Origin of the sequence: Marinobacter salinisoli, assembly GCF_017301335.1 — a bacterium.
In the GTDB taxonomy this organism is placed as follows: Bacteria; Pseudomonadota; Gammaproteobacteria; order Pseudomonadales; family Oleiphilaceae; genus Marinobacter; species Marinobacter salinisoli.
In genome coordinates this window covers 348179-374947 of the sequence record NZ_CP071247.1, presented here as the reverse complement: position 1 = coordinate 374947, position 26769 = coordinate 348179, and the positions used below count along the sequence as shown (strand labels likewise).

Sequence of the window (26769 nt, the reverse complement as noted above, 5' to 3'; positions counted from 1 at the left end):
CTTCAGCGTGTCCGTAATCAGTGGCGGAAGTGGCGCATGCCGGTGAAGACCATGGCGATGCCATGCTCGTTGGCGGCATCGATGACTTCCTGGTCGCGCATGGAGCCGCCTGGCTGGATCACCGCAGTGATACCCGCTTTGGCGGCAGCATCGATGCCGTCACGGAACGGGAAGAAAGCATCCGATGCCATCACGGAACCCTTCACTTCGAGGTTTTCATCGGCGGCTTTGATGCCCGCGATCTTGGCGCTGTAGACGCGGCTCATCTGGCCGGCGCCGATACCGATGGTGCGGCCGGCCTTGGCGTACACAATGGCGTTGGACTTGACGTACTTGGCCACTTCCCAGGCAAACAGAAGATCGTTCAGCTCTTCTTCCGATGGCTGGCGCTCGGTAACCACCTTGACGTCTTCCATGGCCACCATGCCCAGGTCACGGTCCTGGACCAGCAGGCCACCGGTGACGCGCTTGTAGTCCATGCTCTGGATGCGCTCGCCGTTGAAGTCGCCGCAGGCCAGCAGCCGCACGTTTTTCTTGGCCGACACCAGTTCGGCGGCTTCCGGGGTCACGCTCGGGGCAATGATGACTTCCACGAACTGGCGCTCGATGATCGCGCTCGCCGTATCGGCATCCAGTTCCCGGTTGAACGCAATGATGCCGCCAAACGCCGACGTGGGGTCGGTGGCGAAGGCCAGGTCATAGGCCTGGCGAATATCGGCGCCAATGGCGACACCGCAGGGGTTGGCGTGCTTGACGATGACACAGGCGGGATCGGCAAACGGCTTGACGCACTCCAGCGCGGCGTCGGTGTCGGCCACATTGTTGTACGAGAGCTCTTTGCCCTGCAGCTGCTTGGCCGTCGCCACGCTGGCTTCTCTGGGGTTGCGCTCGGCGTAGAATGCGGCCCGCTGGTGTGGGTTTTCACCGTAACGCATGTCCTGAACCTTCACGAACTGGGTATTGAAGGTTCGGGGGAAGTCGGGGGTTTCGTTGTCGGCGACGCGACCACCAGATAGTTGGCAATGGCACCGTCGTAGCCGGCGGTGTGTTCGAAGGCTTTGACCGCCAGATCGAAACGGGTGCGGTAAGTGAGCTCGCCGCCGTTGTCTTTCAGCTCCTTCAGGACGCTGCTGTAGTCGTAAGCATTGACCACGATGGCGACATCGTTGTGGTTCTTGGCCGCAGCGCGAACCATGGTGGGTCCGCCGATATCGATGTTCTCGATAGCGGTTGGCAGGTCGCAGTCCGGGTTGGCAACGGTTTCTTCAAACGGGTACAGGTTGACCACGACCATGTCGATGGCATTGATACCGTGCTGTTGCATCACGTCATCGTCAGTGCCGCGACGCCCCAGAATGCCGCCATGAATCTTCGGATGCAGGGTCTTGACCCGGCCATCCATCATCTCGGGGAATCCTGTGTAGTCGGAAACTTCGGTGACCGGGACGTTGCTCTCTTTCAGGAGGCGGAAAGTGCCCCCGGTGGAGAGCAGTTCTACGCCAAGTTCGGTGAGGGCTCGGCCGAAGTCGACGATGCCGGTTTTGTCACTCACGCTGATCAGTGCGCGACGGATCGGGGTGTTAACCTGATTTGCCATGTGTCACTTTCTTTCTGCTGCGGGATGAACGAATAAGGGCCTCGCGAATGGTGTCCGGGAGGCCCTTATTGAAACGGGTGTCGGGATTATAGCAGACCGTACTGCTTGAGCTTCTTGCGCAGTGTGCCGCGGTTCAATCCCAGCATCACCGACGCCTTGGTCTGGTTGTTGCGGGTGTACTTCATCACCTGCTCCAACAAAGGCGCTTCCACTTCGGACAACACCAGCTGGTAAACCTCTGTCACCGGTGCGCCGTCAAGCTGCGCGAAGTAGTTTTTCAGAGCAACTTCGACGCTGTCACGCAGGGTGACGTGGTTGCCGCTGCCATTCAGCGTTGTCAGCTGATGGATGTCATCGTTAACCTGAGTGTTCAGGTTTTCGGTCGCCAAAGTCTCAGCGGTCATGCTGCGAATACCTCTCGATTTCGTAAGTCTTCAAAATACTGTTGGATGCTGTCTTTTTGCTCCAGCGCGCAATCAATGGCGTTGAAGCGTCTGCGAAACTGTTCGCCCTGCTCGTGGGTCTGCAGGTACCAGCCCACGTGTTTTCTGGCAATCCGCACGCCCATGGTTTCGCCGTAAAAATCGTGTAATGCGCCCAGGTGCCCGGCCAGAATCTGCTCAACTTCGTCCATGGATGGCGGGGGAAGATGTTCCCCGGTTTCCAAGAAATGCAGGATTTCCCGGAAGATCCAGGGCCTGCCCTGAGCCGCCCGGCCAATCAGAAGGCCGTCAGCGCCGGTGTGTTGGAGCACCTGCTGAGCCTTTTCCGGCGAGTCAATGTCGCCGTTGGCAAAGACCGGAATGCGCACCCGGGATTTCACGTCCGCAATGGTGTCGTACTCCGCCTCGCCGTTGTACTTGTCTGCGCGGGTGCGGCCGTGAATCGCCAGTGCCTGAATACCTGCTGCTTCCGCCATCCGGGCAATTTGTGGCGCATTGCGATGCTCGTGATTCCAGCCGGTACGCATTTTCAGCGTGACGGGGATGTCCACCGCGTTAACGACTGCCTCCAGAATGTCTCCAACCAGCTGTTCATCCTTCATCAACGCCGACCCTGCCGCCTTGTTACAGACTTTCTTGGCAGGGCAGCCCATGTTGATATCGATGATCTGGGCGCCAAGTTCGGCGTTCTTTCTGGCTGCGGTAGCGAGCATCTCCGGATCACCACCAGCAATCTGAACCGACCGTGGTTCAGGCTCGCCGGTATGATTCAGGCGAAACTTCGATTTGCGGGTATGCCAGAGCTTGCTGTCCGCTATGACCATTTCCGATACCGCCAGGCCTGCTCCCATCCTTCGGCACAGGAGCCGGAAGGGACGGTCGGTTACACCGGCCATGGGTGCAACAATGAGCGGGTTGGGCAAGGTGTACGGCCCGATTTTTGCCGTCGGCAGCATGATCTGAGTCCGTGTCACAGCGGGTTGAGCAAGTTTCGGAACTTTAATGGTTGTTCAATAAGTGATCGACCAAGTACCGAAGGGCGCTAATGATACCGTTGGGGCGGGCTTGATTGAAGGGGCTTGACGGTGAAAAAGGTGATTATTTTTCGTGCTTTTTGGTTGACTTTTGTTCTTCTGGGCGGTGGTCAGTATTTACTTGCGAGTGAATAGTTGCTAGCCCCTCAGGGTGTATAGGGGCGGAAGTTGATGTTGTAGTTGACGGCGTCTTTGCCCGGGTCCCGGATGTTTATGGCAATACGAACCGGGGTGTTGGTCGGCATGGCTTCGAGCGCCTGGCCTTCGCCGGCAAGGTACTCTCCGGGAGTGAAAATGCTCTGTGCCACCACGTCACCATTGAGGTTCGAGAAGGTGAGGGCAATGGCCGGGAACGGTTGCTCGAAGTTGGCCCGGTTGATGATGACGGCATCCACCAGCAACTGGCTCCGGTTTTCCGGATTGGTCTTGACCACCAGCTTCCGGCTCTGGATTGCGGCCACATTCACCAGTGGCTTGAGTTCGCAGCCCGCCAGTTCACAGCCCTTTTCGTAGAATGGCCGAAGTTCGGGGATGGCCGACAGCCGATCAAACTGGAACCAGGTGACCTGGGCGACCAGAACGCCGATCAGCGCCAGCACCACCAGGCTCCAGAAGAAGGTCCGCAACCGGCCGCCGCCGTTGCGGGGTACGGAAACGGGGTCGCGCCGCAGGTCTCCGAAGGGCACGGAGGCAGACATGGGTTCTCCCACGCGGTCTTCCTGGCCGGTAGCGCGAAAGGCGGGGGTGTCGTCCGCCAGCTCGAAGGAGGTTTCTGTCGGTGGTGTGCCAACCGGTGAAGGCCGCTCCTTTGGTGCCTGCTGTGAGGGTGCCTGCTGCGAGGACGTCTGACTCGATGTACCTGTTGTTCGCGGCTCCGGCGCGCTTTGCCTCGGCGTGGGTTCTGTGGGAGCGCGGGGCTCGGCCTTGGGGGCTGCTGTTGCCGGCTTCGTCGGGGGCGCGGGTTCGGAATCGCCGATCTCATCGAGCATGGCTTCCGCCCAGCTTTCATCAATGTTCTGGTTGGGTTCATCGACGTCAGCGTCTTTGAACGTGCTGCTGGAGGGCTGGTCGATGCTCAGGAAGCTGTCGCTCAACTCGTCTTCGGAAAACGTCTGCGAGCGGCCCGTGTAGTGGCCTTCGGAGGCATCCTCGTCGGGGTTGTCCGCAAAGACAAACTCTTCCTCGGATGAGAACCTGGCGGGATTTTCGGCGCTTTCGGTTTCTGCCGGGGCCTTTGGCGCCGCATGACTCGGCATCACCTGATGCTCGATGGCGTTGAAAATGGACATGCAGTTACCGCAACGAACCTTACCCCTGGCGACACTCAGCTGTTCGTCGGTTACCCGGAAGCGGGTCTCGCATTTGGGGCATTGGGTTTGCAAACTGCTTTGGCTCATTCTTCCATCCTGAAAGGCACTTAGCTACATACTTGGCAGTTTAGTGGTTCTGGCGCCTAGCGTCATCCGTCGAGGCGGCGTCCTGTGAGGCGTATCCATTCTTCGCGTTGTTCGGGTTCGTCCATGATGAACCAGGGCTCGTAAGCGGCCATCACCTCCCGGGCCTGATTGGACAGAATACCCGACAGGACCAGTTGGCCTCCGGGCTTGGTGAGCTTCGCCAGGTGCGGGGCAAGGCCAATCAGCGGCTGGGCCAGGATGTTGGCCAGCATCAGGTCGGCCTGGGTGTCCGGTTCGTTCTCGGGTAAGTAGAGATCGAGCCGGTCATCGGCGACGTTGTTACGGCGTGCATTGTCACGGCTGGCTTCGAGGGCCTGGGGATCGGTATCCACGCCGATCACATGCTCGGCGCCCAGCAGCAGTGCGGCGAGCCCCAGGATGCCGGAGCCGCAACCATAGTCGGTAACCTGCTTGCCGGTGACATCCTGGCCATCCAGCCACTCCAGGCAGAGCGCGGTGGTGGGGTGGGTGCCGGTGCCGAAGGCCAGGCCGGGGTCCAGCATCAGGTTGGCCGCGTCCGGGTCCGGAGCCTGGTGCCAGCTGGGGACGATCCAGAGCCGCTGACCAAATTGCAGCGGGTGGAAATCGTCCATCCAGGCCCGTTCCCAGTCCTGATCCTTGACCAGGCTGACTTCAATGTCAGCGAGTGTTTGCTGCGTCGACTGATGCCAGGCATCACGAATGTCCGCGCAGAGCTGGTCGATATCCTGACCGGCCTGGAACAGGCCGGTGACTACCGTCTGGCTCCACAATGGGGTCGTGCCCGGATCGGGCTCGTACAGCGGCTGGTCGGCGGCATCTTCCATGGAGACGGCATCAGCGCCCATCTCCATGAGCAGATCCTCAAGCTGGTCCGCTTCTTCGGGGCCAGCAGGGATCTTCAGTTGTATCCAGGGCATATACGATCCTTCGGTCGCGGATGCGGGCGATTATTCCCGCATCAGTTTTTCGAGGTGGTGGATCGTAAAGTCTACCCTTTTGAAGCCGCCATCGCGCACTAATCTGCGGTGCAGTGCCTGGTTGGTCTTGATGCCTTCCACCACGAGCTCATCCAGAGCATTTTTCATGCGCCGACGAGCGATCTCCCGGTCATCGCCCCAGGTGATGAGTTTGGCAATCAGGGAGTCGTAATAGGGAGGCACGGTGTAGCCGCTGTACAGGTGCGAGTCCACCCGAACCCCGTAACCACCGGGGGCATGGTAATGCTTGACCTTGCCCGGGCTGGGCACGAAGGTTTTCGGATCTTCCGCGTTGATCCGGCATTCCATTGCGTGCCCTGAGATACGGATGTCGTCCTGGGTGTATTGCAGCGGCAGGCCGCTGGCGATGCGCAGTTGTTCGCGCACGATATCCACGCCAGTCACCATCTCGGACACCGGGTGCTCAACCTGAACCCGGGTGTTCATCTCAATGAAGTAGAACTCACCGTCCTGGTACAGGAATTCGAACGTGCCGGCACCCACGTAACCAATCTCTTTGCAGGCATCGACGCATGCCTGGAGCGTTCTGGCTCGCGATTCCTGGTTGATGTTGGGGGCCGGCGCCTCCTCGATCACCTTCTGGTTGCGGCGCTGCATGGAGCAGTCACGGTCGCCCAGATGGATGCAGTTGCCGTGCATGTCGGCCAGCACCTGAACTTCTACATGGCGTGGCTGCTCCAGGAATTTTTCCAGATAGACGGTGGGGTCGCCGAAAGCGTTGCGCGCCTCGCTCTGGGTGATCTGGATGGACTTGAGCAGGGCCGCCTCGGAATGCACCACCTGCATCCCGCGTCCGCCACCGCCAGAGGCGGCCTTGATCATGACCGGATAGCCGATCTCCCGGGCGATACGAAGGGTGCGTTCGTTGTCGTCGGTGATCGGGCCGTCGGAGCCGGGTACGGTGGGTACGCCGGCCTTGATCATCGCGTTGATGGCCGAGACCTTGTTGCCCATCAGGCGGATGGTTTCGGCCCTCGGGCCGATAAAGCGGAATCCGCTCTTTTCTACCTGTTCGGCGAAGTCGGCGTTTTCGGCCAGGAAGCCGTAGCCGGGGTGGATGCCGACAGAATCGGTCACCTCCGCCGCGCTGATAATGGACGGAATATTCAGGTAGCTTTCCAGCGGGTTGTTGGGCCCGATGCACACGGATTCGTCCGCAAGCCGGACGTGCATCAGATCCCGGTCAACCTGTGAGTGCACGGCGACCGTCTTGATGCCCAGCTCCTTGCAGGCTCGCAGAATACGCAGGGCAATTTCACCCCGGTTGGCGATCAGAACTTTTTCTAGCATAGCCATGGGAAACGTTTACCGAGTTCAGGAAATGACAACCAGTGGTTGGTCGTATTCAACCGGCTGGCCATTCTCGACCAGGATGTCGGTGATGGTGCCGCTCTTGTCGGCTTCAATCTGGTTCATCATCTTCATCGCTTCCACAATGCAGATGACCTCGCCGGCTTTGACCGACTGGCCAACCTCAACAAACGCCTTGGCGGTGGGCGACGGCGCGCGGTAGAAGGTGCCAACCATCGGTGATTTCACACTGTGGCCGCTGGGGGCCTCGGGTGTCGGGTCGTCCTGTCTGGACCCTGGTGCCGCTGCGTCCGGCGCCGGCGCAGACTGGGGCGCCGGTGCAGAGTAATGGCTGACGTACTGAGTGCCCGCGGGCTGTTCGCGGCGCCGGGAGATGCGGACCGAGTCGTCGCCCTCATGAATCTCGAGCTCCTCGACATCGGACTCTTCGAGCAGCTCCATCAGTTTTTTGATCTTGCGAATATCCATGGTTTATTCAGTCCCGTTATTTCTGTTGTATCAGTGAAGTCGTTTCAGGGCTGCCTGCAAGGCCAGGTCGTAACCGTGGCTGCCCAGTCCACAGATAACGCCGGTGGCGATATCTGAAAAATACGAGTGGTGGCGAAAAGCTTCCCGGGCATGAACATTGGAAAGATGTACTTCGATGAACGGGATGCCGGACGCCAGCAAGGCATCGCGCAGGGCGACGCTGGTGTGGGTGAACGCGGCCGGATTGATAATGATGTAATCCACCCCTTCCGTGCGGGCTTCATGAATCCGGTCAATCAATTCGTATTCGGCGTTGGATTGCAGGTGCAGCAGGTGGTGCCCCTGCTCTGAGGCGGTTTGCCGCAGGCGGTTATCGATGTCTTCCAGGGTCTCATGTCCGTAAACCTCCGGCTCGCGGGTGCCGAGCGTGTTCAGATTAGGGCCATGGAGTACAAGAATAGTCGACATGCTGGGAAAAGCCTTAGTGAGTTTTACAGGATCGCCGAAATTCACGACATTTTCCTGTAATGGTGAGCACTTAATCGGCTCAGATCAATACTTTTTAACAATTTGCCGATGGGCAATTGGTCGTAGTCAGGCTGCGACCCAGCTACCGGCTGTGGACGAAGCTGTCGCTACCGGTCGCTATTGTCGGCAAGTGCTGTCCCGGGTGCCATACGACGTTGGTTCGATAACAGAAGGGAAGCCGGGCACTGCAGGGCGCGCCCGGCTGGATAACCGAGGTTCAGGCGTCGGCGAGGGTGACGCAGTTCCGGCCCTGATCCTTGGACGCGTACAGGGCTCTGTCAGCGCGTTCGCACAGGGACTGCGAGCTGTCGTCCTGCCATTGGGCTATGCCGCAGCTGAAGGTGACATTGAATTCCCGATCTCCCGCCGGCTGGTGAAGGTCGGCAAAACGCTCGCGGATTTCGTTGAGGATGTTGCGGGCATCGCTGGGCCGGGTGTCCGGCAGGATGATGGCAAACTCTTCACCGCCGTAACGGCCGATGTGGTCGGTTTTGCGCAGGCGTTGCTTGAGGAACATGGATAGGCTGCGCAGGACCCGGTCACCGATCGGGTGCCCGAAGGTATCGTTGATTTTCTTGAAGTAATCAATGTCGAGCATGGCAAAACACAGGGACTGTCCTTTCTGTCGCGCCCGGGTGATCTCCTGATCCAGCAGCTGCAGGGTATGGGTGTGGTTGTACAGGCCGGTCAGGCTGTCACGGATCATCAGGGCCAGCAATGACCGTGCCCGTCGGCCCCGGTTATGGATTGTCGCGATCAGGTGCTTGGGGTCGATGGGCTTGGTCAGGAAGTCATCCCCGCCCAGACTCATGGCGTGCAGCTGCTTGCTGACGTCGTCTTCGGCCGACAGGTAAATGATCGGCACGCTGTGGAGTCGGTCCTGCTGGCGGATGACCCGGGCGATTTCCATGCCGGTGCAGCCGGGCATATACATATCCAGGATGATGATCTCCGGGGAGAATTCGTCCAGGGCATGGATGATCTGCATGGGGTCGGTAATGACGTGGGGCTTCATGCCGGCCTTGGTCAGGACTGTCTCCATGTATTTGGCCTGGGCCCGGGAGTCGTCCAGCACCAGCACCCGGTAGGGCTCCACCGTGTTGCCGTAGGTGTAGGTTTCGATCTTTTCGATCAGCTGGCCCGGGTCCACCGCCGGATAGAAAAATTCCTCGCCGCCACAGCGGGACGCGCGCAGGCGGGTTTCAATGGTGCCGTCCTCGTCGCTGACAAAGATCACCGGGATCGGGGTTTCGTGGCGTTCCTGAAGGTGCTCGATGGTGCCGATACCGGCGTTGGTTTCGCCGCCAAAGCCCACGTCCATCAGGATGGTCTCCGGCTTGTGCAGCCCGCAGGCCTCAATCAGTTCCTCGGCGTCGGTGAAGGCGGCCGCCCGGAATCCAAAGAATTCCAGTTGGCGAACCAGCCGGTTGGAGAGTTCTTCGTTAGCCAGGGCAATGTAGACGGGGGTACGGCGAAACTGCCTCGGAGGCTGGGTGGTGTTCTGGTCGGTGCGCCTCAGAGTGCTGCGGGACAGATTTTCGATGGCGTCGAGCAGCTGCTGGCTCAGCGTGTCATCCAGGGGGGTGTCTGCGGGCCAGCTCTGGATCAGGTCAAGAATTCGGGTGCCAGCGTCGGCATGGCTGGCCATTTCGAAGCGCTGGGCGTAACGCACCAGTTTGTCCGTGGCTGCGGCGAAGTCGGCCCGATGGGCGTGGGAGGATTTGAGGTCCGAGTGAATCTTTTGCCAGGTATCCAGAACAACCCGTGCCTGGGTTGTCACACGTCGCGCGAAATGCTGCCTGAGTTTCTCTTTCTGGCTCTCGTCGTTCATTGTGTTCCGGCCTATTTCTTTTTTATTAATCCCTGTCCACTCCAGTCCGGACAATTTTCCCCGTCAGTCCTTTTCCAGAGTCTATAGTGTTTACTAATGTCGGCGCAGGTTGTTCTATGTAAATCTTTGTCAATTGCCCGGCGCAAGTCACAAATTGCCTGTCGGTTGGCGCGTGATCAGCCGGAGTATTCATGAATGATCGGGAACCGGGCACGCATTCATCCCACGCAGCGGGGCGCGGCGTCCCTGCGCTCGATTCTGCTGTTGTTCACTGGCACGCTGTTGTTGCTGGTTCTTGCCGCTGGCTTTGTGACCAGTTTTGGCTATTTCCGTACCTATGTGTCAGAACAGCTGGCCGGCCATGCCCAGGACGGTGCCACCGCGGTCGGCCTCTCCCTGTCCAATGCCATTGATGGGCGTGATCCGGTCGCGTCGGCATCGCTGATTGATGCGGTGTTCGACAGCGGCCGGTACCTGTCGGTGCGTTACCTGGATCTGAACGGGGAAGAAATTGCCGGTCGGACCATGCCCACGTCTGAGTTGCCAACACCCGGCTGGTTCCGGTCGCTGGCGGATCTCGATCTGACGGCCGGCGAGGCCGAGGTGGTGCAGGGCTGGAACCGCCTGGGAACCGTCGAGGTAGTCAGCAATCCGAAGCGCGCTTACCAGGATTTATGGCGCATCACCCTTGGCCTGGTCGTCGGCACGCTGGTGATTGGCGGTCTTGGTCTGTTCGTGCTGTTCCTGTTACTGACCCGGACACTCATGCCCCTGCGGGCGCTGGAGCAGCAGGCAAGGGCGCTCGGGCAGCGGGATTTCCGCAAGCGTGTGACCACGCAATCGACCCGGGAACTCAACCAGGTCACTGCCGCCATGAACCAGATGGCGGATGATCTGGGGCGGCTGTTTGATGGCCAGGGCAAGCTGATCGCCCACTTGCGGCGGGTTAACAATGAGGACCCCATCACCGGCCTGGCCAGCCAGCGGGCTTTTGATCAACGCCTCAAGACGGAAGTGGAATCGGAAGAAAGGGCGGCCCCGGGCGTGCTCGTTCTGATCAAGTTTGCGCATTTCGCGGAGTACAATCAGTCGTTTGGCCGCAACGAAGCCAACCGGCTGCTGTCATCCATGGCCAAGTCCATCGGTGCCTTTGTCACGAGCCATGCCGGCACGTTTGCCGGTCGCCGTAACGGTGCCGAGTTCTCCCTGTTCATCCCGGGCGCGCAGCCGGCCGATGCCAAAATCTGGTGTGACGAGCTGCTGCAGCGACTGGACGGGCTGTACGCGGATCTGGCGTCGCCCCTGGCCGTGGCGGTTCATGCCGGGATAGCGCCCACCGGGGCGGGGCGCGGTATCAGGGAGCTGTTCGCCTCGGCGGATGAAGCGCTGCGCTCCGCTCAGGAGCGGGGTGGTACCTGCTGCGTGCTGTCCGAGCCGGATAGCGAAGGCCACCACAATCTGGAGACCTGGCGGGCGATTATTGCCCAGGCCATCCGTGACCAGAGTCTGGCGATCTGGATGCAGCCAATGGTCAGCGAGCATCACCCGGAACCGATATATCACCAGGTGTTCTCGCGTCTGGATGGTCCCGAGGTGGCGTTGAAGGCCAGTGCCTTTGTGCCGCTGGCCGAACGTTTCGGCCTGATTGGTGACATCGACCGACAGGTGATCCGGAAAGTGCTGGCGCGTTTGCGGCGTGAACCGACGCGGGCCCTGGCAATTTCCCTGGGCGGTGCGTCTGTGGCGAGCGAGGCGTTTCGTGACGATATGCTGACCATGCTGGCGGCCTGTGGTGACGAACGCATTAACCTCTGGGTGGGCATTTCAGAACACACCATTCATCATCACAGGAAGGAGGCAGGCATTCTGGTCAAGGCGCTGGTTCGGCTGGGCGTGCCGGTGCTGGTGGATCGATTCGGCGTCGGCGGTGTGCCGTTCAGTTATCTCCGGAATCTGACCGTTCAGGCGTTGCGTATCGACAATACCTTCGTTCACGATATCGATACCCACGATGATAATCGCTTCTATGTGGAGTCGGTTCTGTCCATTGCCCATAGTCGCGGGGTGAAGGTGTTTGCCACCGGTGTGGAAACCGCTGCCGAATACTCGGTACTCTGCGAACTGGGTATCGATGGGGCCATGGGTTACCATCTTGGGCGGCCGTACGCTGCCGACAATCAATAGATAGGGGATTCGTATTCTATGCCAGGCAAAATCAGTCAGTATTTCAGGGACAAGAAAGACGATGTGCAGGATTACGCCGGTGCTGCGCGCGGGGGCGTGTTTGGCAAATTTGTCCTGATTGTCCTGGCCATTTATCTGCTGGTGACCATTGTTCTGGGGATGTTCTGGAGCAGCGAACCGGATACTTTCTCGGTGCGCGAGCACACCCGGACCCTGGCCAGCCAGATGGAGCGTGAACCGATCACCGGTTTTGCCACCACCGCCACCATGATCCGGATTGCCGAAACGCTGCTGGAGAAGCCGGGTGGTTACATTTACAACGATATCTTCCCGCCCGGGCTGTGGCTCGACAACATGCCGAACTGGGAATATGGCGCTCTGGTGCAGTTGCGCGATTTCTCGCGCGCCATGCGCAAGGACATCAGCCGGTCTCAGAGTCAGTCCGCTGAGGATCGCGACCTGAGCATTGCCGAGCCCCAGTTCCACTTTAACGCAGGTAGCTGGGCCATTCCCTCCACCGAAGCCGAGTATCGCCGGGGTATCCGGGCGCTCAAGCGCTACCTGAACCGGCTTTCCGACCCAGAGCAGGCCGATGCCCAGTTCTTCGCCCGGGCCGATAACCTGAGTAACTGGCTGGCGGACCTGGAAACCCGGCTGGGCAGTCTGTCTCGTACTCTGGGTGAGAGTATCGGCAAAGCATCGGTATCGGATGCAGTATCCAATGTCTCCGACGAGAATCCGCTTGATGAGGAAGTGGGCGGTCTGTCAGTGAAAACCCCCTGGACTGAAATTGACGATGTGTTCTACGAAGCGCGAGGCAGCGCCTGGGCGCTACTGCACATCTTCCGTGCCGTCGAGGTGGATTTCCGTAAGGTCCTGCGAGACAAGAATGCCATGGCCAGCGTCAAGCAGGTCATCATCGAGTTGGAAGGCGCGAACAGTTCCATGTGGAGCCCGGTCGTACTGAACGGGAGCGGATTCGGGGTGCTCGCCAACCACTCCCTGACCATGGCCGCGTATCTGTCTCGCGCCAATGCGGCGATCAGCGACATGCGGGATTTGTTGTCCCGGGGCTGATGGGAAGCCGTGACATGGCATAAAAAAAACCGGGCAAATGCCCGGTTTTTTTTATGCCTGCGAGGTTAGCGAATCAGCCGTTGTAGGCGTTAATCGCGTCCTCGATGGCTTTCTTGGCAGCGGCCGCGTTGTCCCAGCCCTGCACCTTGACCCACTTGCCCGGCTCCAGGGTCTTGTAGTTTTCGAAGAAGTGGCGGATCTGGTTACGCAGCAGTTCCGGCAGATCGTCGATCTCCTGAATGTCGTGGTAGGTCGTGGTCAGCTTGTCGTGGGGAACCGCAACCAGCTTGGCGTCACCACCGGCTTCGTCTTCCATATTCAGCACGCCGACCGGACGGCAGCGGATCACGGAGCCGGCCTGTACCGGGTAAGGGGTAACAACGAGCACGTCCAGAGGATCGCCGTCGTCAGCCAGGGTGTGCGGGATGAAGCCGTAGTTGGCCGGGTAGAACATCGGGGTAGCCATGAAACGGTCGACCAGCAGGGCGCCCATGTCCTTGTCCAGCTCGTACTTGACCGGCGAGCTGTTGGCCGGAATTTCAATGGCAACGTAGATATCTTCAGGCGGGTTCTTGCCTGCGGGGATGTTTGCGAATTGCATAGTTGATCCTTCCTGACGTGTGAGTCTTGAATGACACTGCGGTAAAAAGAGGCCGATAATTATACGGCAGTATCAGGAAGTTCGAAACCAAACCGTTCCCGGTTGCCCTACAGCTTCAGTTGTTTGGCGATCAGCTCCTTCATGATTTCGGTGGTGCCACCACCAATCGACAGGATCTTGGCATCGCGGTACAGACGCTCGACCACCGATTCACGCATGAAGCCCATGCCGCCGAAGATCTGAACCGCCTCGCGAGTTACCTGCTCACAAACCCCGACCGCAAAGTTCTTCGCCATGGCGACCTGGGTTATCGGGTTCTTGCCGGCCTGCATCAGGGCCGCGCACCGGTAGGTGTATTCCCGCGCGATATCGATCTGGGTTGCCATGTCCACCAGCTTGTGACGGGTGACCTGGAACCCGCTCAGGCTCCGGCCAAAGGCCTGACGCTGGCGCGCGTAATCTGCGGCGGCTTCGTAGGCCAGTTGTGCCGTCATGTAGGCCATCACAGACAGGCTCAGGCGTTCGGCAAGAAAGTTACTCATAATGGCGATAAACCCGGCATTTTCGGCGCCGATCAGTCGATCCGCCGGCACCCGGCAGTCCTCGAAGAACAGCTCCGCGGTGTCGCTGGCCCACCAGCCCATCTTGCGCAGTTTTTTTCCGGTGGCAAACCCGGGCGTGTCCCGGTCCATGAGCAGCAGGCTGATGCCGGCGTGGCCTTCACCACCCGTGCGAACGGCAACGACGTAATGGTCGGCCCGGTGGCCGCTGGTGATGAACGTTTTGCTGCCGTTGACCACGTAGTGTTCACCGTCTCTGACAGCCCGGGTTTTCAGGTTGGCGACATCCGACCCGCCGCCCGGTTCGGTAATGGCCAGCGCGGCAATTTTTTCACCCGTCAGAACCGCTGGCACGACCTGCTCACGGATGTGAGGTTGAGCCCACTTCACGACTGGGGGCAGGGCAATATCGAGCGATCCCAGGCTGGCCACCAGGCCACCGGAGGTGGACCGCATCAGTTCTTCGGATACTGCGACTCGCAGGAACAGGTCCCCTTCGCCGTTGCCACCGAGTGCCTCAGGGTAGCCGACGCCGAGGAGTCCGGCATCGCCGGCTTGCTGGTACAGAGCCCGCGGGAATTCGCCAGCCTCTTCCCAGTCATCAATGTGGGGCAGAACGTGGGCATTGATGAACTTTCGGGTGCTCAAGCGAGCTTGCGTGTGGAAATCGGTAAAGTACTCGGTCACGGTGACGGTCCCTCGTTCTTGAAGGTATGTCGGCAGTGTTGCGCAAATAAATTCACCGAGCAAGCGCTTGGTTTGGTGTTTTGGGCCAGAAAAACCGGCGCTCAGGCCGGTTCTTCGGTGGCTGGCAGTCAGTCCGCAGCGGTCATCGTTTTGACGCCGTCAGCGGTGCCCAGCAGCAGCACATCCGCTGGACGGCGGGCGAACAAGCCGTTGGTGACAACGCCAACGACGTTGTTGATCTTGTTTTCCATGTCGATGGGACGGGACAAGTCCATGTTGTGCACATCGATGATGATGTTGCCGTTATCGGTTACGACTCCTTCCCGGTAGACCGGATCCCCGCCGAGCTTGACGATTTCACGGCCGACATGGCTCCGGGCCATGGGAATCACTTCCACGGGTAGAGGGAAGTCGCCGAGGATGCCGACCATCTTGGATTCGTCGGCAATGCAGATGAAGGTCTTGGCGACGGCGGCCACAATTTTTTCCCGGGTCAGCGCCGCACCACCACCCTTGATCAGTTCCAGTCGTTCGTTGGCTTCGTCGGCGCCGTCGATGTAGAACTCCAGGGAACTGGCGCTGTTCAGGTCATAAACCGGAATGCCGTGGCTTTTCAGGCGCTCAGCGGTGGCTTCTGAACTGGCAACGGCACCATCAAACTCGGTCTTGTGGTCCGCCAGCAGGTCGATAAAAAAGTTTGCGGTGCTTCCGGTGCCCACGCCGATAATGCTGTCGCTATCCAGCTTGGGGGCGATGTAATCCACGGCGGCTTTGGCCACGGCTTGTTTCAGTTCGTCCTGGGTCATTTTGAACTCCGGAGGCAATTCAGTGTGAGTTTGGCGTCATTATAGCCGTTCGGAGGCGGCAGCTTATAGACGGCTGCGGTGCAAACTTTCTACACTGTCGCTTTTTACAATCACTTACGTTCAACCGGAACCGCTATGCCGCAACGCTATATCAAAAAAATTCTCGATGCGCGGGTTTACGATGTCGCCAACGAGACGCCCCTGACGGAAGCTCGCAGTCTGTCCAAGCGCTTTGCCAACAATATCTTTCTGAAGCGCGAAGACCTCCAGCCGGTGTTTTCCTTCAAGATTCGCGGCGCGTACAACCGGATTGCCCATCTGTCGGAAGAGCAGAAAGCGCGCGGTGTGATCTGTGCCTCGGCCGGTAACCACGCCCAGGGTGTGGCGCTGGCGGCCAAGAAACTGGGCATCAAAGCAGTGATTGTGATGCCGCAGACCACGCCCGAGATCAAAGTGCGCTCGGTGCGGGACCACGGTGCCAAGGTGGTGCTCAAGGGTGACGCTTTCGATGAGGCGGCGGCCCACGCCCAGGAACTTCTGCAAAAGCATGGTTACACCTACATCCCGCCCTACGACGATCCGGATGTCATTGCCGGTCAGGGTACGGTGGCCATGGAGATCATGTGGCAGTTCAGCAAACCGATTCACGCCATCTTTATCTGCGTGGGCGGTGGTGGCTTGATTGCGGGCATGGCCGCCTACATCAAATATCTGCGGCCGGAGGTAAAGGTAATCGGTGTCGAACCGGAGGATTCCAATTGCCTGCAGGCGGCATTGAAAGCCGGGGAGCGGGTGGTGCTCGACGAAGTCGGTATTTTTGCCGACGGCGTGGCGGTAAAGCAGATCGGTAAATACCCCTGGGAAGTGTGCAAGGAGCACGTGGACGAAGTCATCACCGTGTCCACCGACGAAATCTGTGCGGCCATCAAGGACGTGTTTGAAGATACCCGCTCCATTGCCGAACCAGCGGGCGCGCTGGGTGTGGCTGGTATCAAGAAATACATCGAGCGTGAGCAGATTGAGGGCGAGAACCTGATTGCCACGCTCAGCGGCGCCAACATGAACTTCGATCGTTTGCGCTACGTGTCTGAGCGCACCGAAGTGGGTGAAAAGCGTGAAGCCATTCTGGCCGTGACCATCCCGGAAAAGCCGGGGGCGTTCAAGACGTTCATCAACGCTCTGCACAAGCGCAACATTACCGAATTCAACTACCGCTATTCGGACAGTGCCGAGGCCACGATTTTTGTCGGTGTGCAGATTGCTGCCGGCGGCCATGGCCGGGAAGAGCTGGTTCAGGATCTGCGCGAGGCAGGGTACGGCGTGATCGACCTGACGGACAGCGACCTGGCCAAGCAGCACATCCGTCACATGGTGGGTGGCCATGCGCCGAACATCGGGTCCGAACAGGTGTTTCAGTTCGAATTCCCGGAGCGTCCCGGGGCATTGATGAAATTCCTGAGTTCCCTGGGCACCCGCTGGAATATCTCGATGTTCCACTACCGCAATCATGGCGCGGCTTACAGCCGGGTTCTGCTGGGTGCGCAAGTTGCGGCAGACGAGGTCGAGGACTTTGAGGCGATGCTCGACAAGGTGGGATTCCGATACGAGAACATGACCAGCAATGAGGCGTATCGCTTGTTCCTTGGGGCGGGCAACGGCAACGGTTGAACGGTGTCGGGCGGGCCAGGAGGCCGGTGGAAACTTACCGATCTGTAACCCGTCCGAAATTGCCAAGGTTAAGATACGTGTTAATCTTTCATTGGATTCTGAGAAGTTTCTGTAGCTGACTGTTTTTCAGATAAAATCAATCACAACAATCTGAAGGAAGCACCACCATGGGCGGCAAGCCTGACATCATCAAAGCCATCGTGCTGATTTTCGCCGTAGGGCTTGTCATCAGTGGGTTCACGTCCATCGAGTTTTCAGACGACTCCACAACCGCTCAGGCCGGCCTCGGACCGGTCACGCTTCAGAGTGTTGAGTCACCCCTGAACCGGTAACGGTGCCGGTCAGTGACCACGCCGTGCAGGGGGATGTCCCAGGGTTCGATCGGCAGCTGTTCCACCCGCTGAAAGTCATGAGCCAATCCAATCAGCTTTGGCGCCATCGCTGGCCGTAAGCGGCTGAATGCAAAGGTCCGGTCATAGAACCCCCCTCCCATGCCAAGACGCCCGCCTTCGGTGTCGAATCCCACCAGTGGAAACAGAACCGCATCAAGCGTCCAGGCGGGGCGTGTCACCTGTGGCCGAAACGCTGGTTCCGGGATACCAAAACGGTTCGGGAATAATCTTGTTTGCTCGTCAAAGCGGGTGAAACTCAGTTTGCCTTCGTGCACAGGGTGCAGAACCGGGAGGTAAAACTGCACACTCCTCCGCCGAGCCATGTGCATGAAGGTGAGGGGGTCTATCTCACCATCATTCGGCAGATAAATCGCGATGTGTCGCGACCGGATCAGGTCCCGATGGGTCAGCAGGTTGAGTGCCAGATTGTTGGCGGCATCCCGCTGGGCGCTGGCGCTCAGCGCGCGTCGTTGCCGACGCAGGACCTTGCGGAGCTGAGCGCGTTCTGACTTGTCAGGATGGTCTGCAAACGGATGGGGGGTAGCGCGTTGCGTCAAAATAAAGCTTCCCGAGCTGCCGTTGTCGGATGTGGCCCTTGAACCCAAAGTTCAAGGTCGGTGGCCGCTGTGACATATTAGGCTTTCCCCTTGTGGGGACATGCTCACAATGCCCTGAAGTAGCCACCTGGGTAGTGCGCATCGGCTCGAGGACGTATCCGACCCGTCGAACAGCCCAGGAAGTTGACGCCATTATACGGGTAGTGCCCGGGCCGTTTGCAATAGCAGTTTCGGGAAGCCTCAATACAGACAAACTATTGGCGATTACTCAGATGGTTTGCCAAGCGCGTTGTCGAGCTTGCTGTCCATGGACTCCAGTATCGACTTGGTGGCGCCGGACATGCTGTCCTGCTCCAGCAGTTCGTGGGTGATGTTGAGGGCGGCCATCACCGCTATTCGTTCGGTGCCGAATACCTTGCCGCTGGCGCGGATTTCACGCATCTTTTTGTCGAGGTGCTTGGCGGCCCGCGTCAGGGCATCCCGCTCTTCCTCCGGGCAGGCCACAAGGTATTCTTTGTCGAGAATCTTGACCTCAACGGTGGTGGATTCCTGAGACATTAATGGTGCTCCAGCGCCCGCAGGCGGCCAATCATGGCTTCGATCTTGTTTTTGGCAAGATCATTCTTCTGCATCAGTTGAGCCCGCTCCCGATTCCAGTCGTCCTGAAGCTGGCGCAGGCTTGCGTTATCTTGCTCCAGTTTCTGGCAGTGCTCGATCAGCTTGTCCAGCTTTACCGCTAATGCTTTTACTTCGGACTGTTCCATTGTACGTCCAGCATTGTTTGTTGAGGTTGCAACTAACTATAAGTTGGTACGGTAAGTCGGTCAATTTACAGGAAGGTTAGAGACTTGGGGCCGTGACGCCGGTCACTCACCGGGGGTCGGCCCCAATGTGGTTGACCGGCTCCGGAACCACGCACTTAGCCCCGGGATCAGACCAACGAGTCCTGCCGTGACCGGAACGGCTGCCAGCAACAGCCATTCGGGGTGTGTGAGTGCCCGCAAACGGATCTGCAGCCCATAGTGGCTCTGCAGCCAGGGGCCAAGCATGGATACCAGTATGGTGCAGAGAATGACGGCCAGAAGGCTCGCAACCAGGCCCAATGCGACGCATTCAATCACTTGCAGGCCGGCAATGAGGCGGGGGGAGGCCCCGGTAGCCCTGAGAATTGATATTTCGTGGGCGCGCTGGGCCTGAATCGAGAGCAAGACCGCCACCAGGCCAATAAAGCTGGTAATGATCACCAGGCCAGTGATCGCCAGAAGCACTCTTTCGAATTGTCCCATCAGCCGCCACAGCTCGCTCAGCGCAACGCCGGGCAGGATCGCAGAAAGAGGCTCTTGCTGGAACTGATTGATGTCGCGCTGCACCTGGAACGTCAGGAGTCGTTTGTTCAGGCCGGCGTAGGCTGCGGAAATGTTTGAGGGCACGAACTGTCGCTCGACCGCCTGCTCGCGCGTCAGGGTTCGCCCCGGGATGGCGACGCCGGATTCCCAGCCCACATGCATGGCTTCAATGCCCGCCAGGCTCACATAAACCGCTTGGTCTACCGGAGTGCCGGTGCTTTCGAGAATGCCCGACACGGTGAAGGGCGTTTGTTCATGGTTGGAAAAACTCGTTCGTCCGGCGCCGTGGGAGAGCACGACCTGATCGCCCACGGTGTGTTGGAGCTCCCGTGCCACGCTGGCCCCCAGGACAACGTCGAAAAGGCCGTTGAACCATTTGCCCGTCCGGATCTGCAGCGGGTTGCCCTGGGCATACCGGAAGTGTTTCAAAAAGCGGTCATCGGTGCCGACGACCCGGTAGCCCCGATAGCTGTCGCCAAGGGAGATGGGGATCAGCCAGCCAATGCGCGAATCAGCCTCAAGGGTCTGAAACGTTTGCCAGCTCAGGTTGTTGGTCGGTTCACCGATGTGGAACACGGTGTACAGCAGTAGGTTCAGCTGCCCGCTGCGGGCGCCGATAATCAGGTCGGTGCCGTTGATGGTGTTGGTGAATGATTGTCGCACCTCGGTTCGCAGGTACTGAATGCCCAGAAGGAGCGAGATGCTGAGGGTCAGTGTCAGGCAAATCAGGGCCAGAACGCGCCGGCGATGCCACAGGCTGGCCATTGCCAGGGACAGGGGCAGGCGGATCTTCATGCGTGGCCTCCCGACAATTCCATATGGTGGTGAAAGTGCGAGGACAGTCGGTGGTCGTGACTGACGAAAAGAACTGACGTTCCGCGCTCGTTTGCAAGGTTCAGCAGCAGGTCCAGAAAGCGGTCCCGGTTATCGGTATCCAGCGCCGAGGTAGGCTCGTCTGCGAGGATCACCCCGGGGGCGCCAATCAGTGCCCGCGCTGCGGCAATGCGTTGCTGCTGGCCAATACTCAGTCGCGTGACTTTCCGGTTCCAGAGGTCTTCGGGGATCGTCAGTGCTGACAGCAGTCGCCGGGCTTCGTGGTGCGCGTTGGGGGCCGTGGCGCTTTTGCGCAAGCGGGAAAGGCGGCAGGGCAGTGTGACGTTTGCCATCGCGGTCAGGTAGGGCACCAGATTGAATTGCTGGAAGATAACCCCCAGGTGGTCAGCGCGGAACCGGTCACGGCGGCTTGCCGTCAGTCCGGACAGCTCGGTTCCCAGCAGCGCAACGGTGCCCTTTCTGGGTGTCAGCATGCCCGACAGCAGGCTCAGGAAGGTGCTCTTGCCGACTCCGCTCGGGCCATGTAGAAACATGTGTTCACCGGGCTGCAGGCAGATGTCGGGAAAGGTCAGCGGCTTTTGCTGGGGGCGCCACTGGAATTCCAGCGCCCGGGTCTGAATGGCCGGGGCGTCAGTGCCGCCGGCTGGCTGGTTGTCTGGCGGTGTCCGGATGTTCATGTTCGAGCGTGTTTGCCTCGTATATGATAGGGGCGTAAATTGTCGTCGCGTTGTGGAGAATGCCGTGTTTGTGTTGCGGATGCCAAGAGTTCAAACGGTTGCCGTCCTGTCATTATTACTGGTGCTTGGTTTTGGGGTGTCCCCGGCAAGCCGCGCCGAAACTCAGGAAATCGATTGGCTGGAACTCATGCCAGCCGAGGATTTGGCGTTGCTGGAGAACCTGCCAGAGGTTGAGCACAATGGCGATGGGCCGGCTTTGCTCCCCGATGAGATCATGACCGGGCGAGTGGTGCCGGAAATGAATAACACTGAGGGTCGAATTCCTGGCTTCGTGGTGCCGCTGAAAACGACCCAGGACATGGAGATCCTGGAGTTCTTCCTGGTTCCCTACTACGGGGCGTGCATACATGTGCCGCCACCACCGCCCAATCAAATCATCCACGTTCGTTATCCGGAAGGATTCAAGCTGGAAGCCCTTTACGATGCTGTCTGGGTTGAAGGCACCCTGGTGATCGATCGTACCGAGAACGATCTGGGTACCTCCGCCTACTCCATAAACGCCGAGTCCGTTACGCCCTACCAGCAGTAAATCAGGGCGCCAGATTGATGGCCTGCTCCTCATTGGTGAGGGTTGCGCCGCTTTGTCCCGATGGTGTCACCCACATGACATCCAGCTCCTGCAGTCCCGGATACTGCCTGAGCAGCGGGGTTTTCAGCGCTGTGGCGTTGCTCAGGTCGGGGCACTCGAGGCTTTGACTGACATGGATGTCCCGGTGCTCCTCGTCGTCATGGTTGTGCCCGTGATGATCGTGCTCGGTGCGGGAGCCCATGTCCGGTTCAGATGTTCTCAGGGTGCAGCGCTCATCCGGGGTGTCGATGAGCGGCGTCGTGCTCAGCCACGCCTGTACCTCATCAACGATTCTGGTCTCTTCCGGGGTGTGCGCTTGGTGTTCAAATCCCAGCAGGTTGCCCGCCGGCGATGAGAACGCAATATCCACGGTTGAGTTTTCAATGACGAACTGGAGCGTGCCATGGCCGTGCACGTGCGCGCGTTCCGAGGCAGTCGCCAGCGCACCGGAGCACAGGGCAGCGGCGAGAGCAAAGGGGATGCGAAGGCCTGTTAATACTGATCGTTTCATGACGGGTCTCGATGAGTTTTGCAATGTTATAACATTTTGCATGGAGTGGAGATAAAGGCAAGCGATTCGTGTTTTAAAGCCCCGTGAATGCTAGGATAGAGCCATCATTCAACTACACAGGATTGTCTTGGTTCATGTCAGAAACCGATACTTCCGGTGCTGCCCGGGCGGCCGAATTTGAACGCTGGGCAAACGTCTTCACCGCGCATCAGGCCTTCAGTCATCCCTCCGAGTTGCACGGAGTGCTGTGTGGCCGTCTCGCCACCGGTGCCCGCATCCAGGAAGCGGAATGGCTAAGCATGGTTTGCGAACATATGGGGTTGCCGGACAACGCCGTCGAAGACTCCGACGACCTTGCCCCGTTCATGAACAAAGCCTATCAGCAGGCGTTGGCGTTGCTCAGTTCCACCGATATGAACTTTTATCCTCTGCTGCCGGACGACGACTACGCCATTGAGCAGCGGCTGGAGGCACTCATTGCCTGGGTACGCGGGTTCCTTGAGGGCATGGCACTTTCAGCCGGCGCTTCCCTGGGTGAGGCTCCGGACGAAATCCGTGAACTGATTGAGGATATGGTGGCTATCAGTCAGTTGGCCGAAGACGAAGAAGCCGACGAGGAGAGCGAGCAGCAACTGCTCGAGATAACCGAGTATGTCCGGTTGGGGGCGCTGGCGGTGTTCACTGAATTCAACACACCACCAAAGCCGGAATCGGCCTCCCCAACCTTGCACTGACAACCGTTCATCATCACCGGAGACCCTATGTCATCCATTGTTCCCGTCAAGGAGTTCGCCGCGCGCCGTCGCAAGTTGATGGACGTGATGGCATCGGACAGCATTGCCATTCTGCCGGCCGCGCCCGAGCGGGTGCGCAACCGGGATGTCTTGCATCCGTACCGGCAGGACAGCGACTTCTTCTACCTGAGCGGGTTTGACGAGCCGGAAGCGGTGCTGGTGCTGATTCCGGGCCGTGAGCACGGCGAGTCCGTACTGTTTTGCAAGGAAAAGAACCCGGAAAAAGAATTGTGGGATGGTTTTCTTGCTGGCCCTGAAGGCGCCATCGAACGCTTTGGTTTTGACGACGCATTTCCGATTTCCGATATCGACGATATCCTGCCGGGGATGCTGGAAGGCCGTAGCCGGATCTATTATCCGCTGGGCAAGGATCAGCAGTTTGATTCCCGAGTGATGGACTGGGTCAAGAGCCTGCGTGCCAAGGTTCGCACCGGGGCCCATCCGCCGGGCGAATTTGTGTCCCTGGAGCATTTCCTGCACGACCTGCGTCTGTTCAAGAGTGCCAATGAGATCAAGGTGATGGCCAAGGCCGGAGAGATCAGTGCCGAAGCGCATTGCCGGGCCATGAAACGGGCGCGAAAGGGTGGCTTTGAGTACCACCTCGAGGCCGAACTGATTCATACCTTTATGGAGCACGGAGCCCGCTCCACGGCGTATCCTTCCATTGTTGGCAGTGGCCGCAACGCCTGCATCCTGCATTACATCGAAAACGCGGCGCCGCTCAGGGACGGGGATCTGGTGCTGATCGACGCTGGTTGCGAGTACCAGTGCTACGCCTCGGACATTACCCGAACTTTTCCCGTCAGCGGCAGGTTCAGTCCGGAACAACGGGCGCTTTACGAGGTGGTGCTGGCGGCCCAGTATGCGGCCATCGAAGCGGTCCGCCCCGGCAACCACTGGAACCAGTCACACGAGGCTGCGCTGCGGGTGCTGACACAAGGTCTGATTGATCTGGGGCTGCTCAGCGGATCAGTTGAAAAGGCAATTGCCGGAGAGGCCTACAAGCCGTTCTTCATGCACCGTACCGGGCACTGGCTGGGTATGGACGTCCACGATGTGGGCGATTACAAGGTGGGAGATGCCTGGCGTGAGCTGGAGCCGGGTATGGTGCTGACCGTTGAGCCCGGGCTTTACGTCGCCCCGGATAACACCGAGGTGGACGAAAAGTGGCGCGGTATCGGGATTCGGATTGAAGACGATGTGGTGGTAGCGAAGGATGGCTGCCGGGTATTGACCGAGGGCGTCCCCAAAACCATCGCCGAGATTGAAGCGTTGATGGCGGACTGAGCCTGTGAACCGTTTTGATACGGATATAATTATTGCCGGTGGCGGGCTCGCGGGGGCTACCCTGGCCCTTGCCCTGTCGCGGGTGGTGCCGAGCCTCCGGGTGACGGTGGTCGAGGCCTATCCACTGTCCACCGATGCCCTGCCAGAAGACTACCAGCCCAGTTACGACGCCCGTTCCACGGCACTGGCCTGGGGCTCACGCCTGATTTTTGAGGAGCTCGGACTTTGGCAGCGGTTGTCCGAACACGCCACGCCCATTCGCCAGATTCACGTGTCCGACCGTGGCCGTTTCGGTGCCACCCGATTAACGGCCGAGGAGCACGGCCAGGCGGCGCTGGGCTACGTCGCGGATAACCGCTGGATGGGCCTGAGCCTGATGCGCGAGTTGCAGGGCACGCAGGTGCAGTGGCGGGCGCCGGCGGAAGTGCTCGGCATGAGTTCGCAGGCCGGCGGGGTTTCCGTGGCAGTTAAGGCCGGCGAGGATGTGGTCCAGGTGTCGGCACAATGCCTGGTGGTGGCCGATGGGGGGCGCTCTGGTTTGCGGGAGTCTCTGGGCTTTCAGGCCCGGCACGACAACTACGGCCAGAACGCGCTGATCACCAATGTGTCCACCAGCGACAGTCACCGGTTCACCGCGTTCGAACGCTTCACCGATGCCGGCCCAATGGCGTTGTTACCGGGTGGCGCGCCAGGCTGCCCGGGTCACCAGTCGGCGCTGGTCTGGACGCTTTCGGATTCTGCTCTCGAGGCGCTGCTGGGGCTGGATAGTGAGGGGCGCTGCCAGCGGTTGCAGGATCGATTCGGCTGGCGCCTTGGGCGATTCACCCGCATGGGTGAGGTCAGCCATTATCCGCTCAAATTAACCACGGTGGCCGAGCCGGTTCGGCCGGGGGTCGCACTGGTGGGCAACGCAGCCCATACCCTGCACCCGGTAGCCGGGCAGGGATTCAATCTGGCGCTCCGGGGATTGGTAACGCTGGTTGAACAATTCCAAATCGGGGTTGAGCAGGGGCGGCCTCTGGGCGACCTGGGTGTACTGGGTGGTTATCAGCGCGCACATCAGCAGGACTGGCAACAGACCGTCCGATTTTCCGATTCGTTGATTCGTATCTTTGGTCAGGCGTCCGCGCCGCTGGCCGCTGCCCGGGATGCCGGCCTGATGGGGCTGGATCTGCTGCCGGGTGCGAAACGCTGGTTCGCCCGCCGGGCCATGGGCGTGGGCGGCCGGAAGCCGGTGATTCGGGGGCATGGCGTAGGCACTGGCACGGAGCCGGCACACCATGAGTGAGATGCGGTGTTTTGATATTGTCGTGGTCGGCGGGGGCATGATCGGCTCCGCCCTGGCATTGGGGCTGTCTCAGCAGGGCTGGCAGGTGGGAATGGTCGAAACCAGTGTCCGCGATGCCGTGATGGCATCACCCGAGCCTGCCGATGGCGTGTCAGCCTTCGAGCCCCGGGTCAGCGCCATATCGGCGGCCAGCCAGACGCTGCTCGATACCCTTGGTGTCTGGTCGTCGGTGGAGGCAGGTCGCCACTGTCCGTACCGGAAAATGACCGTCTGGGACGGTGATGGTACGGGACGGATCAGCTTCGATGCCGCTGAACTGCACGCCCCCGCGCTGGGTACGATTGTCGAGAATCGACACATTGTGCGCGCGCTGTTCGGGGCGCTGGAAAACAGCGCCGTCGAGGTGATCGATGGCGCGTCAGTGGCGGCGTTCTCGCAGGAAGGGGAGGTGCGTCGGCTGACACTGGCGGACGGGACCCTGCTCGAGTCTGCGCTGGTGATTGCAGCGGACGGCGCGCAGTCCAGGTTGCGCCAGTGGGTCGGGCTGCCGACTCGGGAATGGGATTACGGCCAGGAGGCCATTGTCTGCACCGTCCGAACAGCCCAAAGCCACCGGTTCACTGCCTGGCAGCGGTTTTCCCCCACCGGGCCTCTGGCATTTCTGCCCATGCTGTCCGAATCCGGTGACGATCACTACTGTTCCATCGTCTGGTCACAGGACACCGTCGAGGCTCGTCGCCTGATGGCACTGGATGATGCGCGGTTCTGCGCAGAGCTGGAAACCGCCATCGAGCGGGAACTGGGCTCAGTGGTGGCAATCTCCCGGCGTTTCAGTTTCCCGCTTCGGCAGCGGCACGCGAAGGACTATGTTGCGCCGGGAGTGGTGCTGGTGGGGGATGCGGCCCATACCATCCACCCGCTGGCGGGCCAGGGCGCCAATCTGGGCTACAGTGATGTACGGGTGCTGTTGCAGGAACTGCTGCGCGCCCGCAAAGCTGGCCTTCAGCCGGATGAGGCGCTGGTGCTGGCCCGCTACCAGCGCCGCCGGAAAGCGGATAACCTGGCCATGATGGCGGCCATGGAAGGATTCAAGCAGTTGTTCGCTCGGGACGAATTGCCCCTGCGCTGGCTTCGCAATGCTGGCATGCGCTGGCTAAACGAGCTGGGGCCGGTTAAGCACCGGATAGCGGCCGAGGCGATGGGCCTGAACCACTAGACTAGCG

At 59.8% G+C, this 26769-nt stretch carries 26 protein-coding genes, 1 other RNA gene and 1 pseudogene; 9 read left to right on the top strand and 19 right to left on the bottom strand.

The window, feature by feature from the left end; genetic code table 11:
- Positions 1-17: 17 nt before the first annotated feature.
- The 9 genes and pseudogenes from purH to LPB19_RS01705 form a co-directional block, all read right to left on the bottom strand.
- Positions 18-1597, bottom strand: a pseudogene (purH, locus tag LPB19_RS01745) (bifunctional phosphoribosylaminoimidazolecarboxamide formyltransferase/IMP cyclohydrolase).
- An 86-nt stretch (positions 1598-1683) separates the two neighbouring features.
- Positions 1684-2001 (bottom strand): DNA-binding transcriptional regulator Fis, encoded by a 318-nt coding sequence (gene fis, locus LPB19_RS01740; protein ID WP_206644376.1) that lies wholly within the window; start codon positions 1999-2001, stop codon positions 1684-1686.
- On the bottom strand, positions 1998-2993 hold the full coding sequence (dusB, locus tag LPB19_RS01735) for a tRNA dihydrouridine synthase DusB (protein WP_228289248.1): 996 nt from the start codon (positions 2991-2993) through the stop codon (positions 1998-2000). Before dusB ends, fis begins: the two co-directional genes overlap by 4 nt.
- A gap of 227 nt (positions 2994-3220) precedes the next feature.
- The gene (locus LPB19_RS01730) at positions 3221-4471 is read right to left on the bottom strand and encodes a DUF3426 domain-containing protein (RefSeq protein ID WP_206644374.1); all 1251 of its coding nucleotides are present in this window, start codon (positions 4469-4471) and stop codon (positions 3221-3223) included.
- Positions 4472-4533: 62 nt separating this feature from the next.
- Positions 4534-5430, bottom strand: coding sequence for a 50S ribosomal protein L11 methyltransferase (gene prmA, locus LPB19_RS01725; RefSeq protein WP_206644373.1), 897 nt, complete (start codon positions 5428-5430; stop codon positions 4534-4536).
- Positions 5431-5460: 30 nt separating this feature from the next.
- On the bottom strand, positions 5461-6807 hold the full coding sequence (accC, locus tag LPB19_RS01720; protein WP_228289172.1) for an acetyl-CoA carboxylase biotin carboxylase subunit: 1347 nt from the start codon (positions 6805-6807) through the stop codon (positions 5461-5463).
- 18 nt (positions 6808-6825) lie between these two features.
- A complete protein-coding gene (accB, locus tag LPB19_RS01715) occupies positions 6826-7290 on the bottom strand; it encodes an acetyl-CoA carboxylase biotin carboxyl carrier protein (protein ID WP_206644372.1) in 465 nt (154 codons plus the stop codon).
- Positions 7291-7320: 30 nt separating this feature from the next.
- The gene (aroQ, locus tag LPB19_RS01710; RefSeq protein ID WP_206644371.1) at positions 7321-7758 is read right to left on the bottom strand and encodes a type II 3-dehydroquinate dehydratase; all 438 of its coding nucleotides are present in this window, start codon (positions 7756-7758) and stop codon (positions 7321-7323) included.
- A 277-nt stretch (positions 7759-8035) separates the two neighbouring features.
- Positions 8036-9649 (bottom strand): diguanylate cyclase, encoded by a 1614-nt coding sequence (locus LPB19_RS01705; protein ID WP_206644370.1) that lies wholly within the window; start codon positions 9647-9649, stop codon positions 8036-8038.
- A 195-nt stretch (positions 9650-9844) separates the two neighbouring features.
- Between LPB19_RS01705 and LPB19_RS01700 the strand changes: the two genes are divergently transcribed.
- Both LPB19_RS01700 and LPB19_RS01695 read left to right on the top strand, forming a co-directional pair.
- Entirely contained in the window at positions 9845-11833 is a 1989-nt protein-coding gene (locus LPB19_RS01700) for a bifunctional diguanylate cyclase/phosphodiesterase (RefSeq protein ID WP_206644369.1), read from the top strand.
- Between the two features lie 18 nt (positions 11834-11851).
- Positions 11852-12910 (top strand): DUF2333 family protein, encoded by a 1059-nt coding sequence (locus LPB19_RS01695; protein ID WP_206644368.1) that lies wholly within the window; start codon positions 11852-11854, stop codon positions 12908-12910.
- A 73-nt stretch (positions 12911-12983) separates the two neighbouring features.
- On the opposite strand, the gene ppa is transcribed toward LPB19_RS01695, so the two are convergent.
- The 3 genes from ppa to rpiA form a co-directional block, all read right to left on the bottom strand.
- Positions 12984-13511, bottom strand: coding sequence for an inorganic diphosphatase (gene ppa, locus LPB19_RS01690; RefSeq protein ID WP_206644367.1), 528 nt, complete (start codon positions 13509-13511; stop codon positions 12984-12986).
- 107 nt (positions 13512-13618) lie between these two features.
- Entirely contained in the window at positions 13619-14758 is a 1140-nt protein-coding gene (locus LPB19_RS01685; RefSeq protein ID WP_206644366.1) for an acyl-CoA dehydrogenase family protein, read from the bottom strand.
- A 128-nt stretch (positions 14759-14886) separates the two neighbouring features.
- Positions 14887-15564 carry a ribose-5-phosphate isomerase RpiA gene (rpiA, locus tag LPB19_RS01680; RefSeq protein ID WP_206644365.1) on the bottom strand — a complete coding sequence of 226 codons (678 nt, stop codon included), beginning with the start codon at positions 15562-15564 and terminating at the stop codon, positions 14887-14889.
- A 135-nt stretch (positions 15565-15699) separates the two neighbouring features.
- Here rpiA and ilvA point away from each other — a divergent pair, with 135 nt between their 5' ends.
- Positions 15700-17232 (top strand): threonine ammonia-lyase, biosynthetic, encoded by a 1533-nt coding sequence (ilvA, locus tag LPB19_RS01675; RefSeq protein WP_206644364.1) that lies wholly within the window; start codon positions 15700-15702, stop codon positions 17230-17232.
- A gap of 167 nt (positions 17233-17399) precedes the next feature.
- Positions 17400-17564 carry a hypothetical protein gene (locus LPB19_RS01670; protein WP_206644363.1) on the top strand — a complete coding sequence of 55 codons (165 nt, stop codon included), beginning with the start codon at positions 17400-17402 and terminating at the stop codon, positions 17562-17564.
- Here the strand turns inward: LPB19_RS01670 and LPB19_RS01665 are convergent.
- From LPB19_RS01665 to LPB19_RS01640, 6 genes are all read right to left on the bottom strand, one after another.
- Complete coding sequence (locus LPB19_RS01665) at positions 17534-18181, bottom strand: 5-formyltetrahydrofolate cyclo-ligase (protein ID WP_206644362.1); 648 nt, start codon at positions 18179-18181, stop codon at positions 17534-17536. The two genes, LPB19_RS01670 and LPB19_RS01665, sit on opposite strands and share 31 nt — an antisense overlap.
- A gap of 4 nt (positions 18182-18185) precedes the next feature.
- A non-coding RNA gene (gene ssrS / locus LPB19_RS01660) (6S RNA) lies at positions 18186-18366 on the bottom strand.
- Between the two features lie 79 nt (positions 18367-18445).
- Entirely contained in the window at positions 18446-18739 is a 294-nt protein-coding gene (locus LPB19_RS01655) for a cell division protein ZapA (protein ID WP_206644361.1), read from the bottom strand.
- The gene (locus LPB19_RS01650) at positions 18739-18945 is read right to left on the bottom strand and encodes a TIGR02449 family protein (protein WP_206644360.1); all 207 of its coding nucleotides are present in this window, start codon (positions 18943-18945) and stop codon (positions 18739-18741) included. The genes LPB19_RS01655 and LPB19_RS01650 overlap by 1 nt, the downstream gene beginning before the upstream one ends.
- 102 nt (positions 18946-19047) lie before the next feature.
- Positions 19048-20322: an ABC transporter permease gene (locus LPB19_RS01645; protein ID WP_206644359.1), complete on the bottom strand. Its 1275-nt coding sequence runs from the start codon at positions 20320-20322 to the stop codon at positions 19048-19050.
- On the bottom strand, positions 20319-21038 hold the full coding sequence (locus LPB19_RS01640) for an ABC transporter ATP-binding protein (protein ID WP_206644358.1): 720 nt from the start codon (positions 21036-21038) through the stop codon (positions 20319-20321). Before LPB19_RS01640 ends, LPB19_RS01645 begins: the two co-directional genes overlap by 4 nt.
- A 79-nt stretch (positions 21039-21117) precedes the next feature.
- On the opposite strand from LPB19_RS01640, the gene LPB19_RS01635 reads away from it, so the two are divergent.
- Positions 21118-21627 (top strand): DUF3299 domain-containing protein, encoded by a 510-nt coding sequence (locus tag LPB19_RS01635; RefSeq protein ID WP_206644357.1) that lies wholly within the window; start codon positions 21118-21120, stop codon positions 21625-21627.
- Between the two features lies 1 nt (position 21628).
- Here LPB19_RS01635 and LPB19_RS01630 read toward each other — a convergent pair whose 3' ends face one another.
- Positions 21629-22177, bottom strand: a complete 549-nt coding sequence (locus tag LPB19_RS01630; RefSeq protein WP_206644356.1) for a ZrgA family zinc uptake protein — start codon at positions 22175-22177, stop codon at positions 21629-21631.
- 134 nt (positions 22178-22311) lie between these two features.
- On the opposite strand from LPB19_RS01630, the gene LPB19_RS01625 reads away from it, so the two are divergent.
- Genes LPB19_RS01625 through LPB19_RS01610 form a run of 4 tightly spaced genes read left to right on the top strand, consistent with a single transcriptional unit; the run spans position 22312 to position 26762 of the window.
- On the top strand, positions 22312-22911 hold the full coding sequence (locus LPB19_RS01625; protein WP_206644355.1) for a UPF0149 family protein: 600 nt from the start codon (positions 22312-22314) through the stop codon (positions 22909-22911).
- A 27-nt stretch (positions 22912-22938) separates the two neighbouring features.
- Positions 22939-24258: a Xaa-Pro aminopeptidase gene (gene pepP / locus LPB19_RS01620; RefSeq protein ID WP_206644354.1), complete on the top strand. Its 1320-nt coding sequence runs from the start codon at positions 22939-22941 to the stop codon at positions 24256-24258.
- 4 nt (positions 24259-24262) lie between these two features.
- Positions 24263-25546 carry a 2-octaprenyl-6-methoxyphenyl hydroxylase gene (gene ubiH / locus LPB19_RS01615; RefSeq protein WP_206644353.1) on the top strand — a complete coding sequence of 428 codons (1284 nt, stop codon included), beginning with the start codon at positions 24263-24265 and terminating at the stop codon, positions 25544-25546.
- A complete protein-coding gene (locus LPB19_RS01610) occupies positions 25539-26762 on the top strand; it encodes an FAD-dependent monooxygenase (RefSeq protein WP_206644352.1) in 1224 nt (407 codons plus the stop codon). The genes ubiH and LPB19_RS01610 overlap by 8 nt, the downstream gene beginning before the upstream one ends.
- The last annotated feature ends 7 nt before the right edge of the window (positions 26763-26769 follow it).